Annotated in this window: 14 protein-coding genes; 7 read left to right on the top strand and 7 right to left on the bottom strand. The window is 69.4% G+C overall.

What is annotated here, in order from left to right; genetic code table 11:
- Nucleotides 1-52: 52 nt before the first annotated feature.
- Nucleotides 53-916, bottom strand: coding sequence for a transcriptional regulator TbsP domain-containing protein (locus ACNSN7_RS09250; RefSeq protein WP_418281991.1), 864 nt, complete (start codon nt 914-916; stop codon nt 53-55).
- Between the two features lie 66 nt (nt 917-982).
- Complete coding sequence (locus ACNSN7_RS09245; protein WP_418281990.1) at nt 983-1,942, bottom strand: DUF7260 family protein; 960 nt, start codon at nt 1,940-1,942, stop codon at nt 983-985.
- Between the two features lie 239 nt (nt 1,943-2,181).
- Between ACNSN7_RS09245 and ACNSN7_RS09240 the strand changes: the two genes are divergently transcribed.
- The 6 genes from ACNSN7_RS09240 to ACNSN7_RS09215 all read left to right on the top strand — a co-directional run bounded on the left by ACNSN7_RS09240 (nt 2,182) and on the right by ACNSN7_RS09215 (nt 10,134).
- Nucleotides 2,182-3,567, top strand: a complete 1,386-nt coding sequence (locus tag ACNSN7_RS09240) for a restriction endonuclease (protein WP_418281989.1) — start codon at nt 2,182-2,184, stop codon at nt 3,565-3,567.
- A gap of 145 nt (nt 3,568-3,712) precedes the next feature.
- Nucleotides 3,713-4,687 carry a VOC family protein gene (locus ACNSN7_RS09235; protein ID WP_418281988.1) on the top strand — a complete coding sequence of 325 codons (975 nt, stop codon included), beginning with the start codon at nt 3,713-3,715 and terminating at the stop codon, nt 4,685-4,687.
- Nucleotides 4,684-5,367, top strand: coding sequence for an alpha/beta hydrolase (locus ACNSN7_RS09230; protein ID WP_418281987.1), 684 nt, complete (start codon nt 4,684-4,686; stop codon nt 5,365-5,367). The genes ACNSN7_RS09235 and ACNSN7_RS09230 overlap by 4 nt, the downstream gene beginning before the upstream one ends.
- Nucleotides 5,364-6,287 carry a VOC family protein gene (locus ACNSN7_RS09225; RefSeq protein WP_418281986.1) on the top strand — a complete coding sequence of 308 codons (924 nt, stop codon included), beginning with the start codon at nt 5,364-5,366 and terminating at the stop codon, nt 6,285-6,287. The genes ACNSN7_RS09230 and ACNSN7_RS09225 overlap by 4 nt, the downstream gene beginning before the upstream one ends.
- Nucleotides 6,288-6,459: 172 nt before the next feature.
- Complete coding sequence (locus ACNSN7_RS09220) at nt 6,460-8,172, top strand: DUF7289 family protein (protein ID WP_418281985.1); 1,713 nt, start codon at nt 6,460-6,462, stop codon at nt 8,170-8,172.
- Nucleotides 8,173-8,286: 114 nt separating this feature from the next.
- Nucleotides 8,287-10,134 carry a DUF7289 family protein gene (locus ACNSN7_RS09215; RefSeq protein WP_418281984.1) on the top strand — a complete coding sequence of 616 codons (1,848 nt, stop codon included), beginning with the start codon at nt 8,287-8,289 and terminating at the stop codon, nt 10,132-10,134.
- Between the two features lie 45 nt (nt 10,135-10,179).
- On the opposite strand, the gene ACNSN7_RS09210 is transcribed toward ACNSN7_RS09215, so the two are convergent.
- From ACNSN7_RS09210 to ACNSN7_RS09190, 5 genes are all read right to left on the bottom strand, one after another.
- Nucleotides 10,180-11,058 carry an inositol monophosphatase family protein gene (locus tag ACNSN7_RS09210; RefSeq protein ID WP_418281983.1) on the bottom strand — a complete coding sequence of 293 codons (879 nt, stop codon included), beginning with the start codon at nt 11,056-11,058 and terminating at the stop codon, nt 10,180-10,182.
- Nucleotides 11,059-11,067: 9 nt separating this feature from the next.
- Nucleotides 11,068-12,246 carry an NAD(P)/FAD-dependent oxidoreductase gene (locus ACNSN7_RS09205; protein ID WP_418281982.1) on the bottom strand — a complete coding sequence of 393 codons (1,179 nt, stop codon included), beginning with the start codon at nt 12,244-12,246 and terminating at the stop codon, nt 11,068-11,070.
- 169 nt (nt 12,247-12,415) lie between these two features.
- On the bottom strand, nt 12,416-13,234 hold the full coding sequence (locus ACNSN7_RS09200) for a nucleoside phosphorylase (protein WP_418281981.1): 819 nt from the start codon (nt 13,232-13,234) through the stop codon (nt 12,416-12,418).
- Between the two features lie 196 nt (nt 13,235-13,430).
- Nucleotides 13,431-13,748: a divalent-cation tolerance protein CutA gene (cutA, locus tag ACNSN7_RS09195; RefSeq protein WP_418282004.1), complete on the bottom strand. Its 318-nt coding sequence runs from the start codon at nt 13,746-13,748 to the stop codon at nt 13,431-13,433.
- A gap of 23 nt (nt 13,749-13,771) precedes the next feature.
- The gene (locus tag ACNSN7_RS09190; RefSeq protein ID WP_418281980.1) at nt 13,772-13,939 is read right to left on the bottom strand and encodes an HEWD family protein; all 168 of its coding nucleotides are present in this window, start codon (nt 13,937-13,939) and stop codon (nt 13,772-13,774) included.
- Nucleotides 13,940-14,110: 171 nt separating this feature from the next.
- Here ACNSN7_RS09190 and ACNSN7_RS09185 point away from each other — a divergent pair, with 171 nt between their 5' ends.
- Nucleotides 14,111-14,266, top strand: coding sequence for a rubrerythrin-like domain-containing protein (locus tag ACNSN7_RS09185; RefSeq protein ID WP_418281979.1), 156 nt, complete (start codon nt 14,111-14,113; stop codon nt 14,264-14,266).
- The last annotated feature ends 6 nt before the right edge of the window (nt 14,267-14,272 follow it).

Below are 14,272 nucleotides of genomic sequence, written 5' to 3'. Positions count from 1 at the left end.
TGTGTGGCTCTCGGAAGCTCCGAAGCGGGAGAGACCCGAACCGACCGACGGCTCACTCCCCGAACGCGTCGCGCGCGACCGCCACCGACTCCGGAACCGACGTCCCGCTCAACGGACCGCACGCGACGAGTCGCTTTCGAGGCCTGCCGACGGGTTGGCTCACCGGTACCGTGTCGACGAGCCCGGCGTCGACGAGCCGCCGCTTGATCTCCGTGAACGTCGACGGGCTGCCGAGTCCGGCGTCCTCGCACGCCCGACGGAGGGTGTGATCGAGGACCTCGTGGCGGGCTCCGACGAGGTACGCGCGGACCCGCGGGTCGACGACGTCGGAGCCGGGATCGGGGTCGACGTCGAGCGTCGCGATCACGTCGTCCGCGACCGTCGGGGAACAGCGCGCGTGGAACCCGCCGTACAGCCGGTGTCGGCTCGGAGTCGTGAGTCGGAACGGCTCCGCGCCGTCGACGATCTCGGCGTATCGGTCCCGTGCGGACCGGTCGGCACCGACCGGGTAGCGACCGGCGTCGGTTTCGACGAGCACCGTTCCCCGCTCGCGACCGGCCAGCATCGGGTTCGGCTGCGGCTCGTCGAGCAGCCGTGCCGAGAGGAGACCCGACTCGACGAGTCCGGCCACCCGACTCGCGGCGTGGAACCCGTCGGTGACCGCGAGGAGCGACTCCCGCTCGGCGAGCACGGCGACGCTCGGACGGTCGGGCGGCGGAGCGAGCGGGGTCCCGTCCGAGCGCGCCCCGGTCGAGAGCGCGTCGAGATCGGGGGCAGCGATAGTCGGAACGGTCTCGGCGAACGCCGTGACGACGTCCTCGAGGAGGTCGGGACCCGGATCGACGATCAGGGGGTCATCGAGCGAACCGAGCGAGACCGTCCCCGTCGCCAGCGGGAGTTCGGGATCGGACGCCATCGTCGGAAGGACTCGGCGACGGCGGTTAAGCGTACGGTCGACGAGCGGAGGGTTCGGTGAACTGCCTCACCGGGAGCCGCGAGCGATCCGTCGGGCGAGTCGATCCCGGTCCGCGCGAATCCGGTCGGCAAGCTCGGAGAACTCGGCGAGCACCGGGTACGTCACCTCTTCGAGCGGGGCGTACAGGTACTCGTAAAACGTCGGGGAGTCGTCCCCGCTTCCGATGTCGATCGACATCGGGGGATCCCGGACGTGTTGCTGTCGGTTCTCCACGGCGTCGTCGCACGCCGATTCGAGACCCTCCAACCGCTCCCAGACGTCGATCCGTGCGCCGGTCTTCGTCGCCGTGGGGACGCCGTCGAGGTGTTCGCTGAGTCGATTGCGGCTCCGATCGATCTCCGTCAGCCTCGCCTCCGCGTGGTCGAGTTCGTCGAGTTCGGCGTCGATCGCGTCGGCCAACGACTCCCGAGAGCTGACCGCCCGTCGGCTTCGGGCGACGATCGTCGACTGGAGCTCAGGTGAGAGCGTTCCGCCGCGTAACACCGTCGAGGTCGCGTCCGGGCCCAGCTCGGCGGCGAGACTCTCTGCGACGGTCTCGTCGTACTCCTCGCGGTAGTGCGGCAGCGAGACCACCGTTTCCGTGTAGGCGTCGACGACCCGACGCAACCGGACGTCACCCGGTGTGGCGAACCCGCTTCCCCGTTGGACGCCGACGACCGGTCCGTCGATCGCGGCCGTCGTCGCGTCCATCGGCGTCGGATCGAGCGTCTCGATCCGGTCGGCGAACTCCTCGAAGGCGTCACGCTCGTCGACGACGCGCCGCCGTTCCTCCCGACAACACTCCTTCGCGTCGCGGACGTACGCGAACGCGACGAACGCCACCAGTCCGAGGAGTGCGACGACGCCGACCACGGCGGGCTCCGTCAGCGCGGACGACACCTCACACGTCGCGCTCGCGCACTCCGCCGCGACCGGTTCCTCGTTCGGGATCCGAAAGGTCGCATCCCCGCCTGCGTTAATGCTCATAGAACAGGTATCACGGTACACACCCAAAGCTATTGTGGCCGGCGTAACACCGACGAAAACGGTCCGATCACCGACGCTTTACCGAGAGCCGTCCGACGCTCCGTCGACGCGTCGACGGTTCGAGGACCGTCCGGCGCGGCGGGTCTCCAGTGCCACCGGGTCCGCGGGCTCTCCCGACCCATGCCTCCCGTCGATCGGACCACCGCAACGGTTTTGGTCGGTGCGAGACACCTGCGGGCGTGGCGACCGTACTCGACGACCTCTCCGGATTCGAGTTCGAGGCGGTGATGGTGGACGTGTTCCGCCATCAGGGCTACCGAGACGTCCGGCAGGCGGTTCGGACCGCCGACGAGGGACGCGACGTGACGATGATCGACGACTCGGGGCCGGGCGAACCGGTCGGCGTCGTCGTCGAGTGCAAACACACGGACGCGGTGGGCCGGCCGGTCGTCCAGAAGCTCCACTCCGCGGTCACTACGTACGACTACGACGGCCCCTGCCGCGGTGTGGTCGCGACCACGGGACGGTTCACCGCGCCGGCCCAGGAGTACGCGAAGCGGGTGTCGGACGCGCCGGACGACATCGACATCGATCTCCTCGACGGGCGACGGCTCCGCGAGATCGGCGAGGAGATCGGGATGGACCTGTACAGCGGCCGGATCGAGGTGCTGTGCGAGGAGACGCTCCCGCCGCCGACCGACGTCGAGACCGTGACCGCCGAGCGAGACGCCGCGGCGGCGACCGTCGAGAACCTGTCGTCGTCCGAGCTCCCGGTGCCGGACGCGACGCTCGCGTTCTCCCCGACGCTCCTCGTCGACACCGCGGTCGACGCGACGTTCGAGACGTCCGTCGGCGTGATCCACTCGGTGTCCGACCGGGAGCGGCTGGCCATCTCCGCGGACCGAGACGGGCCGGCTCTGCTCCGGTCGGACGCCGCCCGACTGATCGATGCCGGCATCGACCGAGCGGTACCGATCCCGGACGGCGACGAGGCGGTCGACGAGCGCTTCGCGGCCGTCGAGTTCGGTCGGTTCGGCCGCACGGAATCGGAGTACGTCGACTGGGTGGTCGACCGCCAGCGCGACCGGTACGAGCGCACGGTGACGTACACCGGTGACAACAACGTCACCTACGAGCGGACGTGTACGCCCACGAAATCGGACGTGCGTGTCACCGGCGTCGAGCCGGTGTTCCTCCCGCAGGCGACGACGACGACGCGGCTCGGCGAGTACGAGTACGGCCACGCGTTCGTGACGAACGGCGACGAGCGGCTCACGGTTGCAGACGAGTTCGGAACGTGCGTTCACTGTGACCGCGGAAGCGACGCGGGAGGCGGACGGGCCGACGTGACGATCACGCACTGTGACAACTGTGGGAGCCTCAACTGTGCGGACCACGTCCGCGAGGAGCGACTCGTCGGGGAGCCGGTGTGTACGGGCTGTTCGACCACGGGCGAGTTCTTCCTCGCGACGAAACACTTCTACGACGAGGCGAACCGCGAGGCGTTCGCCGGGGAGTACGCGGCGATGCCCGTCTACCGTAAGCCGCTCGAAAACCCGAAGCTGGTCGCCGGCGTCGCCGTGGGCGTCCTGATCCTCCTCGTCGTCCTCTTCGGTGCGGTGTGATCGGGAAGACCGAGATCGGTGGGGAACTGGAGAACCGAGGAGACCGCCCCGTCATCGCTTTCCCCGTCATCGCTTTCCCCGCCATCGCTTTCCCCGCCATCGCTTTCCCCGTCATCGCTTTCCCCGTTGCCGATCCATACGGGGTATGCTCGCCGACACGCCGGGTATTCACCACGTCACCGGGATCGTCGGAGCCGGCCAGCCGGCCGTCGACTTCTACGCCGGCACGCTGGGGCTTCGGCTCCTGCACACGACGGTGAACTACGAGGACGTCCTGCAACACCACCTCTACTTCGGGACGGGATCGGGGCGTCCGGGGTCGGTGTTCACGGTCTTTCCCGACCCGCAGGGCGACCCGGGTCGGACGGGCCGACCCGGCTACGAGTCGGTCGCGTTCGCGGTCCCTCCGGGATCGCTGTCCGACTGGCACGAGCGCCTCTCGGATGGGGGACATCCGGTGTGCGACGTCGACCCCGAGGACCGGTTCGGCGACGACGTGCTCCGCACCGCTGACCCCTCGGGCACGACGGTCGAACTGGTCGCGTCCGGCGGTCCCGGAGCGCCCGACTGCGATCGCTCGGGAGACTCGGTCGCGGTCCGCGGACTGTACGGGGTGACGGCGCTCCCGACGGACCCGTACGGGGCTGCGAGCGTCCTCGACACGCTCGGGTTCGACTACGCCGCCGAGTCCGGTGAGCGGATCCGCTACCGCGCGCCGGGCGACCGAGCGACCGTCGTCGACCTTCTCGATCGGGACGGTGCCTACGTCCGCGAGGGCCCCGGAACGCTCCACCACGTCGCCGTTCGCGTCCCCGACCGTGACGCGCTGCTCGACTGGCATCGGCTGTTCCGCGAGCGCGGCGTCGACGTCTCTCGGGTGAAGGACCGACACTTCTTCCACTCGCTGTACGTTCGGGGCCCCGGCGGCCTCCTCGTGGAACTCGCCACCGAGGCCCCGACCCCCGACGGACCGGCGAGCGACGGGCTCGCGGACTCCGACGTCGACGGACACGCGACGGAGCTGTCTCTCCCGCCCCGGTTCGCTGACAGACGCTCGCTGATCGAGGACCATCTGCCGCGGATCGAGCTCCCCGGATCGACGGAGGTCACGGAGGAATGACTCGAGCGTATTCCGGGACCGATGGCCCGCACGCGGACGCCGAACCGGTGATCGCCGGTGCGCCGGCCGCCGCCGCCGAGGTCGCGGTCGTCCTCCTCCACGGCCGCGGCGGGACCGCCGAGGGGATCGTCCGGCTCGCCGACGGGTTCACCCGATCGGGAGCGACGCTGCTTGCACCGAACGCGCGCCGGTCGGTGTGGTTTCCCGCCGCACACGACGCTCCTCGGTCGGCGAACGAGCCCGCGTTGACGTCCGCGATCGACAGCGTCGCCGACGCGGTCGACGCGGCGGCGGAGATCGGGATCGGCCCGGAACGCGTCGTTCTCGTCGGGGTCTCGCAGGGGGGCTGCGTGGCCGGCGAGTTCCTCCGGCGTCGACCCCGGCGGTTCGGCGGCGCGTTCCTCGTCTCGGCCGCGCTCCCCGGATCGACCGTGGCGGCGTCGACCGTCGAGGGCGATCTCTCGGGGACGCCCGTCGAACTCGCGTCGAGCGAACGCGACCCGTACGTACCGGTCGAACGCGTCCGTGCGACCGCTGCGGTGCTCGGGGCGGGAGGTGCAGCGGTCGACCTCCGTGTCGACGGGGGAGACGGCCACGGCCTCTCCGACGCGACGAGCGAGCGGATCGGCGATCGCCTCGACGTGCTTTTAAGCGGATCGAGCACCTCCGGCTCGGCATGACCGCCGAACTCCCCGGATCGACGCGTGTCGGACGCGTCGCGCTGCGAGTCGCGGACCTCGACCGCGTCGTCTCCTTTTACGTCGACGTCGTCGGGCTCGCCGTGCTGGAACGCGCGGACGACTCCGTTGTGCTCGGCGTGGGCGATACCCCATTGCTCACGCTGATCGACGCGCCGGACGCCCCCGATCGGGGGGAACACGAGGCCGGGCTGTTCCACGTCGCCGTCCGCGTGCCGTCGCGCGCGGCGCTCGGGCGCGCGCTGGACCGGTTCGAGTCCCGGTGGCGGCTCACCGGGGCGTCCGACCACCTCGTGAGCGAGGCGCTGTACGCTCGCGACCCGGAGGGAAACGGCGTCGAGGTGTATCGGGACCGGCCGCGGTCTGCGTGGCCGGACGCCCCCGACGGCCGCGTCGCGATGGACACGCTGCCGCTCGATCGCGAAGCCGTTCGAGCGGCCGCGAGCGACGCCGACGGGACCGAAAGCGACCCCGCCGATCGCTCCGGCGAGGCCGCGGACGGCCTCCCCGACGGCACCGACGTCGGGCACGTTCACCTCGAGGCGACCGATCTCGACGCCGAGCGTTCCTTTTATACCGACCTCGTCGGTCTCCGGATACGCCAGGAGTTCGGTTCGGACGCGACGTTTCTCGCCGCGGGCGACTACCATCACCATGTCGGCGTGAACGTCTGGAACCGACGCCGCGATCCGGCGGGCGGCGGACTCGGGATCGCGTGGTACGAGCTGGTGCTCCCGCCGAACGCGCTCGCGGACGTCCGGGAGCGACTCGGCCGGTCGGACGCGGCGGTCGAGGCCGTCGACGGCGATTCCGACGCGTTCGAGACCCACGATCCGAGCGGGATCCGGGTTCGGTTCCGCGCGGACGACACGGACGGCACGGACGGCACGGACGACCGATGATCGATCGCGGTCGTGCGGCGTCCGAGCGTCTCCATCGGGTCCTCGCCGGAGCGTCTCTTGGACACTCGACGTCTCCAGGATACTGGGTATCTCTTAGACACGCGATGTCTCCGGAACACTGAGTGGCTCCCGCACGCCACCTTATATACGATCGCGGGCCTACGTTCGGACGATGACCCGATCGTACCGACCACACAGGTCCGATCGTGCGCAGTCGGATCTCGTCGGTACGGTGCTCATACTGGGGCTTTCGCTGCTAGTCGTGACCGCGACGGTCGTGGTCGGTGCCGTCGTGTTGAGCGATCGCCAGGCGGACGCCGACCTGCGGGGCGCGGAGACGTCGCTGACGAGTTTCGCCTCGAAGGCGGCACTCGTGAGCTCGGGGAGCTCCGAGTCGCGGGCGGTGTCGCTTCCGCGGAGCAGCCGCGGATCGACGGCGATCGATCCCGATCAGGGGCGACTCCTGATCGAGCTTCGCGACGAGGCGAACGGCTCCGTCGAGGAGACGCTGATCGACCGCCCGCTCGGCGGCGTCACCTACCGACTCGGTGACTCCGCGGTCGCCTACGAGGGCGGGGGCGTCTGGCGGGCCGACGGCGACCGGAGTTGGATGGTCTCTCCGCCGCCGGTCCACTACCGCGGCACGACGTTCACGATGCCGGTTCCGCTGGTCGAGGGCGGATCGGCGACCGGCGGGAACGCCGTCGTCACTCGCGGCGGTCCGTCGGAGCTCGTGTACCCCGATCCGACCGACCCCGACCGACGGAACCCCCTGTCGGCCGCCACCGTCCACGTCACCGTCGAGAGCGACTACTACGAGGCGTGGGGGCGCTTCTTCGAGAGCCGAACGGGGGGAACGGTGCGCTACGACCACACCGCCGACCGCGTCACGCTCCTGCTCGCGACGGACGACCCGGACCGTCGGCTCGGCGACGCCGCGATCGGAACCGCGACGGGACGGTTCGAGATCAGCGGGGCCGGCGGATCCGCGTTCACGGACAGCTACAACTCTTCCGTGGGACCGTACTCGGACCCGGACGCCCGGAGCGATCGCGGCCGCGTGGTCGCGGCCGGTGACCTCCGCCTCCGCGGCGGCGCAGCGGTGTACGGCGACGCGGTGGCGGGGGGATCGATCGATATGGCCGGCTCGACCGTTCACGGGAACGCCTCCTACGGCGACTCGATCGATCTCGGCGGTAACGCGGAGGTGACGGGATGGAGCGCGCCGAACGCGAGCGTGGCGTCCGTCTCCCCGATCGATCCGCTCGTCCGAACCGAACTGTCGTCGCTCGCGGCCGCCAACGACAACGAAGCGGCCGACGCCATCGACGGGACGACGTTCGCGAGCACCGCCGAGCACCCCGACGCGATCACGCTGTCCGCCGGCGAGTACTACCTCGACGACGTCGACCTCGACGGGCGGACGCTCCGACTCGACGTGTCGGACGGCGACGTCCGACTCGGCGTGGACGGGACCCTCGACCTCTCCGGCGAGACGGTGGAGGTGGTCGGCGAGGGCGGACGCGTTCGGGCGTTCGTCGCGCGCGACGTCGCGATCGGTAGCGGCGAGGTGACCGTCGAGGGCGACGTCGCCTCCCGAATGTGGGTGTACGGGACCCGCGACGCCGACATCGCCGTCAACGGCGGGTCGTTCACGGGCGTCCTGTACGCGCCGTCGGGGACGACCGGCTCGGGGACCGTCGACGTCCGGTCCGGCGGCGCGGTGTACGGGGCAGTCGTCGGTGGGCAGACGACGCTCCAGTCCGGGGGGACGATCCACTTCGACACCGCACTGGGTGGGATGGACCCGGTGTTCGGCGCGGACGTCCCGCGGGTGACGTACCTCCACGTCACGGGTACGCCGGTCGTCGTCGACGGGAACTAACGCCTGGCTGCCGTCGACTACACCCTCGGTTTCGTCGTTCGCGAGCGCGCACGCGATATCGGTCGTGAGAATCGAGTCTCAACGACTAAGCGGGTCCGGATCGAACCCCCCAGCATGTTCGGAGCGTCGCGCGGCCAAAGCGAAGTGATCGGGGTCGTGCTCCTGTTGGGGATGACGGTCCTTGTCGTCGGCTCCACGGTCGCGATCGGGTCGGTCGCGCTCGAGGACTCGCAGTCGGCGGCGGAGCTTCGGAAGGCCGAGGCCGCGATGACGCAGGTCGACTCGAAGGCGAGCCTCGTCGCACACGGTGACTCGACGAGCCAGCAGGTGCGGCTCGGGACCGACGGCGGCGTCTCCGTCACCGACGACGGGACCATGCGGATCGAGATCGAGTTCGACGACGCCGACGATCCCGAGCCCATCGAGGCGAACCTGAACACGGTCGTGTACGAACACGACGGCACGACCGTCGCGTACCAGGGCGGCGGGGTGTGGCGCAGTGACGGCGAGCGGTCCGAGATGGTGTCGCCACCCGAGTTCCACTACCGCGGCGAGACGCTGACGCTCCCGCTCGTCACCGTGGCCGGCGACGGGCACGTCGGCGAGAACCTCCTGTTGACGGCCGCGGGCGAGCCGGAACGTTCGTTCCCGACCGCCGAATCGGGGAACCCGCTCGTCGGCGGCAACGTCACGATCACGGTCGAAAGCGAGTACCACGAGGCGTGGGGGCGGTTCTTCGAGGACCGAACCGACGCCGACGTCGAACGACTCGACGGCGACAGGGTGGAGGTCTCGCTCCCGACGCGGATCGACGGCTCGGAGGTGAGCGACTCGGTGGTCGGGATGAACACCCGGAGCACGTTCGTGATCGGCGAGGTGAACCGACTGTTCGCGGAGTCGTACGACTCCAGTGTGGGTCCACCTGCCGAAAGCGCACACGAGGGGATCCAGGTGCACACGGTGGAAGACATCGACGGGACGCAAACCGGACAGCTCGAGGAGATCGTCATCCGCGGCGATCTCCTGACGAGCGGGTGGCTGACGCCGAACCGGAACGCGATAGACAGCGCGGGCGACATCAACGTGACCGGCGAGATCATCGAGGAGGCGACGATCACCCCCATCCGTGACCTGAGCGCGGAGATCGCCGACCGAAACGCCGCGTTCGACGAGGACAGCCCCTCGAACCCGGACGCGTACGACGTCTCCCTGACGGGCGACGACACGAAGACGATCACCGGGGACGCGTTCGTCGACGGCGACGCCACCGTCGACGGCGGGACGCTCCGTCTGGTCGCCAACGAGGAGACGTACGTCGAGATCGACGGCGACCTCCTGATCAACGGGACGGACGGTCCCGCAGAGCTGGTTCTCGACACCAACGACGGGCCCGACGAACTGCATCTCATGGTTCGCGGCGACGTCGACGTGACGGGCGGCGACGCGCCCGCGAACGTCACGGTCGAAGGAGACGGGAAGCTGTTCGTGTACGGCGACGGTGACGTTCGCTTCGACGCGACGGACGCGCCGGCGCGGATGACGGTGACCGACGGTGACGCACACGTTCAGTGGTTCCACGACGGGAGCGCGATAACGTTCGACTCCGGCGTGACGGACGGCAGTGCGGCCGAAGTCGTCGTCGAGAACGACAGGGCGGCCGGGCGGTTCTGGCTGGTGACTGCGGCGGACGACGTCCGCTTGGCGGGCGGCGGCGAGCCAGCGTCCTTCAACGGCGTGTTGTACGCCGCCAACGGCGGCGACGGAACCGTGACCGTCGACGGGGAGGCGACGATAGACGGGGCGCTCGTCGCGGACGACTCCGATCTCACGAACGCGGACCTCACGCTTCGCCACGACCAGGCGATAGCCGAGACGAACGACCCGTTCGAGGGTCGACAGATATCGACGATCAACCACCTCCACGTGTCGACACAGGAGGTCACAGTCGAGGAGAACGGCTGAGGACCGGGGAGGATCGGGACCGGGGACGATCAGGAGCGGGGACGATCAGGACCGCCGCTCGGCGGCGAGATCGTGGAGTCGCTCGGCGACGTCGGCGTCCGCGGCGGCGACGTAGACGCCCTCGGACTCCCGGACGGCCGCCCCGGCCTCCTCGGCCAGTAGCGATCCCGCGTACTGTTCGTACGGGTCCGGTCGGAAACACACCACGGCTTCGGTCCCGCCGCGCGCGAGGAGTCCCCAGTCGACGCAGGGCGACCACGACTGGAGCACGCGCTTGCAGGTCGAGCCGATCGCGTCCGCGATGCGGTCCGACCGGGCCCGCAGCTCCGGGTCCCGGATCGCCGGGAGCCCGACGACGTACGAGACCGTTCCGTGTTCGAGCGGGGTGTCGCTGTCGGCGGCGAGCGCGCGGCCCGCCGGGTCGGCGTCAGCGAGGCCGACGGCGAGCGTCTCTCTATGGGTCGTGTCGGGACGGACGGACGCAACGAGCTCGTCGAGCTCGTCGCCCTCGACGACGTGTGTGCCCGCGTCGCGGGCGGCGACGTATAGCGATCCGGGGAGCGGCTCGTACACCGCGGTCGCGACCGGTTCGTCGTCGTGGAGACAACACGTCGCCGTCGCGAACGACGGGAAGCCGGCGACGAAGTTGTTGGTGCCGTCGAGCGGGTCGATAACCCACGTGTACGCGCCGTCGCCGCGTGTTCCGGTCTCCTCGCCGTGGGTGGCGTGCGAAGGAACGCGGTCGTCGAGCACGTCGAGCACCAGTCGCTCCGCGCGGTCGTCGACGTCCGTCTTCACGTCGTTCGGGCCGTACTCGCCGGTGACGTGGCCGGTTCGGAACTCGTCGATGAGCAGCTCGCCAGCCGGAATCGTCGCCGTCGCTGCGACGTCGGCGAGCGACGGAGGGGATCGCTCGTCGGTCATCCGCCCGCGTTACATGTCGCCGAACGCGCTGAGACCGCGTCCGGTCGAGGAGACCTTCGCGATCCACCGCGTGGCGATGGCCTTCTTGAGCAGCTTCGCGGGGGTCCCCCCGAACGTGGCGATCGGCATCCCCATCACGTCGTGGGCGACGGCCTCCTCGCCGACGGAGATCACCGTCCCCTTGTTCTCGTAACGCCAGGACTGCAGCGGTGCGCCGCGGGCGGCACGCGCGAGGTTCTCGCCGGCGATCTCCGCGGCCTGCCAGGCGGCCTGCGCGGTCGGCGGTGCGACGTCGTCGTCGCCCTGGTCGATCAGGGAGGCGTCACCGATGGCGAACACGCGATCGTCGCTGGTCGTGAAGTCCGACTCCGCGTACACTCGGTTCGAGCGCTCGTCCTTCTCGACGTCGACGTCGGCGACCTCCGGCTGGCCCGTGATACCGCCGGTCCAGATCAACACGTCGTAAGGGAGCCTCTCGGCCTCCGCTTCGCCCCCGCCAAGGTACACCGCCTCCTCGTCGGCTTCGGAGATGAAATCGCCGGTGAGGATCTCGACGTCCGCCTCCTCGAGACGCTTGCGGAGCGCGCCCTGTACCTCCGGGTCCTTTCCGGGGAAGATCTCGTCCATCCCCTCGACGAGCGAGATATCGATCGGCGCGCGGTGTTTGTCGCGGTACTCGGCGATCTCGCCGGCCGTCTGGATGCCGGAGAGGCCGGCACCGCCGATGAGCACGCGTACGGGGTCCGACTGCGTCGCTTCGCCGGCCGCCGCTCGAACGTCGTCGTGGATCGCCTTGGCGTCGTCGAGCCCCTTCAGCTGGTGGGCGTTCTCCTCCAGCCCGTCGATCCCGAAGAACGCGGTCGTGGAGCCGACGCCCAAGAGGAGGTAGTCGTACTCGACGGTCGTCCCGTCGTCGGTCTCGACGACGCGGTCGTCCGTGTCGACGCCGACGACCCGGCCCTGCAGGAAGTCGGTGTCGTCCGATTTGATCTCCTCGACGGGGATCGTGATCTTCGATTCGACCGCCGGGTTGCGGATCGCACGGTGGACCTCGTGTAACACGAGATGGTAGTCGTGCTCGGCGATCCAGGTGAGCTCGGCTTCGCCCTCACCGATCTCGTTTTCGAACGCCTTCACCGTCCCGGCACCGGCGTATCCGGAGCCGACGACGACGACCTGTGTAGTCATGACTCTCGGTCAGGAGTCCGCAAATAAAGACGCTTTGAAAGCGTACTCGCTCAGGAAACAGTATTCGTCCAGTCCCGGGACGCATCTCGAGTTCGTGATGCATTTACGGCCGTTTCAGGGCCTCTCCCCACCGATCCCGGATGGACGTCCGTGATGAACTACGGCGGTCTCACAGCGAGAGGCCGGCGTGCCAGCGGTCCGCGCCCGCCTCACGTTTGACCTCGTCCATGCGCGCGAGCAGTTTCACCGCGAGGCTCGCGGTCTCGGAGGCGCGCGACTCGCCCTCGGTCCGGAACTCGCCGGTCACGCGGTTGGCGTAGACGGAACACACCGCGCCCGCACGGAGCCCGTACACGTTGGCGACGGTGAGGATCGCCGACGCCTCCATCTCGATGTTCTTCACGTTCGCCGCCTGCAGCTCCGCGACGAGCTCGTCGGAGCCGGCGGCCTCGAACCCGTTGAACCCGGGCCGTCCCTGTCCCGCATAAAAGGAGTCGGCGCTCATCGTGATCCCGGTGTGGTAGTCGTATCCGAGCCGCTCGGCGGCGGCGACGAGCGCCGAGACGACCTCGCCGTCCGCGGACGCGGGGTAGTCCTCGCGGACGTACTCCGCGCTCGTTCCCTCCTGCCGGACCGCGCCGGTCGTGATCACCAGATCGCCCACGGACATCTCCGGCTGGATCGCGCCACAGGAGCCGACCCGGATGAACGTGTCGACGCCGACGCGGGCGAGCTCCTCGACGGCGATCGCCGCCGACGGCGAGCCGATCCCGGTCGAGGTGACCGAGATCGGCTCGCCGTCGTACGTTCCCGTCGCGGTCCGGTACTCACGGTGGGAGGCGATCGCCTCGTGGTCGTCCCACAGCGCGGTCACCGTGTCGACGCGCTCGGGGTTGCCGGGGAGGAGCACGGCGTCGGCGACGTCGCCGGGACCGACCTCGACGTGATACTGGACCTCGGCGTTCGGGTCCTCGCTGTCTCCGGTCATGTCATCGCGGTTCGGAGCGGCCGCTCAAAGTCGTTCCGTCTCGCCGAGGTGACCGGCGACATCGCTACGGCGACCATCGGTGCACCGTTCGCGGAGGACGGGGACGACGGGGACGACGTGGACGACGCGGATCCGAACGGACACGGGACGCACGTCGCGGGGACGGTCGCGGACGGGAACGCTCCAGTGAGCGCCGCTACGACTCCCGGTCGGGGTCGACGCTCTCGGATCGCCACGCCGCGAACGGCTCGGCGACGTCGCGCTCGTCGAACCGTTCGATACATGGGACGTCGTAGGGGTGAAGCTCGTCCACCGTGCTCGCGAGGGCGTCGTAGGCGTCGGCGGTCGTCTTGGCGATGAGGATCGCCTCCGCGTCGGAGACGACCGCTCCCTCCCACCGGTAGACGGACTCACAGTCGACGACGTTGACGCAGGCGGCGAGCCGGCGCTCGACGAGCGCCTCGGCGATCCCCTCGGCCGCCTCGCGCGGCGCGGTGACGTATGCGGTCGGCATCGCTTGGATGCGGTGACCGTCGATCACTCCTCGAACGGGAGGAACGTGCCGTTCACGTCCCACTCGTGGATGCAGTACGTGTCGCCGGCGGTGTCGTCGATCTGCCACGCTTCGAGGTCCTCGTCCCAGCGCTCCTCGCGGCCGCACAGTTCACACGTTCGCTCGGTCGGCGGGGTGATCGTGACGTTCATGCGCGAACACACGGCGAGCATCCACAAAAAGGGTGAGGCCTGCGAGGGATCGAGACGAAACGTTCGATCAGTAATATATCTAACAGACCACATTTGTAAATATAATCTCCTATATATGTCGTGTAGTGGTTTAGGGTACTGCTTAAAAGGGATCGTATGCTCCGATATACCGTGACACACAATCTGAGTTCGATCGACCCGTACAGTCCGTCGACCGGGTACTTCGAGTGCCTCGACTGCCCCTACCGCGAATCGTCCGGAGCGCGGATCACGGCCTGCCCGAACTGCGGGGGCGACGTCCGGAACATCGCCGTGTCGCGGGAGTGACGTCGG

Source organism: Halorubrum rarum, from assembly GCF_048380895.1.
Classification (GTDB): Archaea; Halobacteriota; Halobacteria; order Halobacteriales; family Haloferacaceae; genus Halorubrum.
This window is presented reverse-complemented; position numbering and strand designations above follow the sequence as displayed.

Coding starts and splice junctions, on each gene's coding strand:
- ACNSN7_RS09230 (WP_418281987.1), top strand. CDS start 4,684: ATGACTCGAGCGTATTCCGGGACCGATGGCCCGCACGCGGACGCCGAA.
- ACNSN7_RS09190 (WP_418281980.1), bottom strand. CDS start 13,939: ATGAACGTCACGATCACCCCGCCGACCGAGCGAACGTGTGAACTGTGC.
- ACNSN7_RS09235 (WP_418281988.1), top strand. CDS start 3,713: ATGCTCGCCGACACGCCGGGTATTCACCACGTCACCGGGATCGTCGGA.
- ACNSN7_RS09205 (WP_418281982.1), bottom strand. CDS start 12,246: ATGACTACACAGGTCGTCGTCGTCGGCTCCGGATACGCCGGTGCCGGG.
- cutA (WP_418282004.1), bottom strand. CDS start 13,748: ATGCCGACCGCATACGTCACCGCGCCGCGCGAGGCGGCCGAGGGGATC.
- ACNSN7_RS09220 (WP_418281985.1), top strand. CDS start 6,460: ATGACCCGATCGTACCGACCACACAGGTCCGATCGTGCGCAGTCGGAT.
- ACNSN7_RS09225 (WP_418281986.1), top strand. CDS start 5,364: ATGACCGCCGAACTCCCCGGATCGACGCGTGTCGGACGCGTCGCGCTG.
- ACNSN7_RS09200 (WP_418281981.1), bottom strand. CDS start 13,234: ATGACCGGAGACAGCGAGGACCCGAACGCCGAGGTCCAGTATCACGTC.
- ACNSN7_RS09245 (WP_418281990.1), bottom strand. CDS start 1,942: ATGAGCATTAACGCAGGCGGGGATGCGACCTTTCGGATCCCGAACGAG.
- ACNSN7_RS09210 (WP_418281983.1), bottom strand. CDS start 11,058: ATGACCGACGAGCGATCCCCTCCGTCGCTCGCCGACGTCGCAGCGACG.
- ACNSN7_RS09250 (WP_418281991.1), bottom strand. CDS start 916: ATGGCGTCCGATCCCGAACTCCCGCTGGCGACGGGGACGGTCTCGCTC.
- ACNSN7_RS09215 (WP_418281984.1), top strand. CDS start 8,287: ATGTTCGGAGCGTCGCGCGGCCAAAGCGAAGTGATCGGGGTCGTGCTC.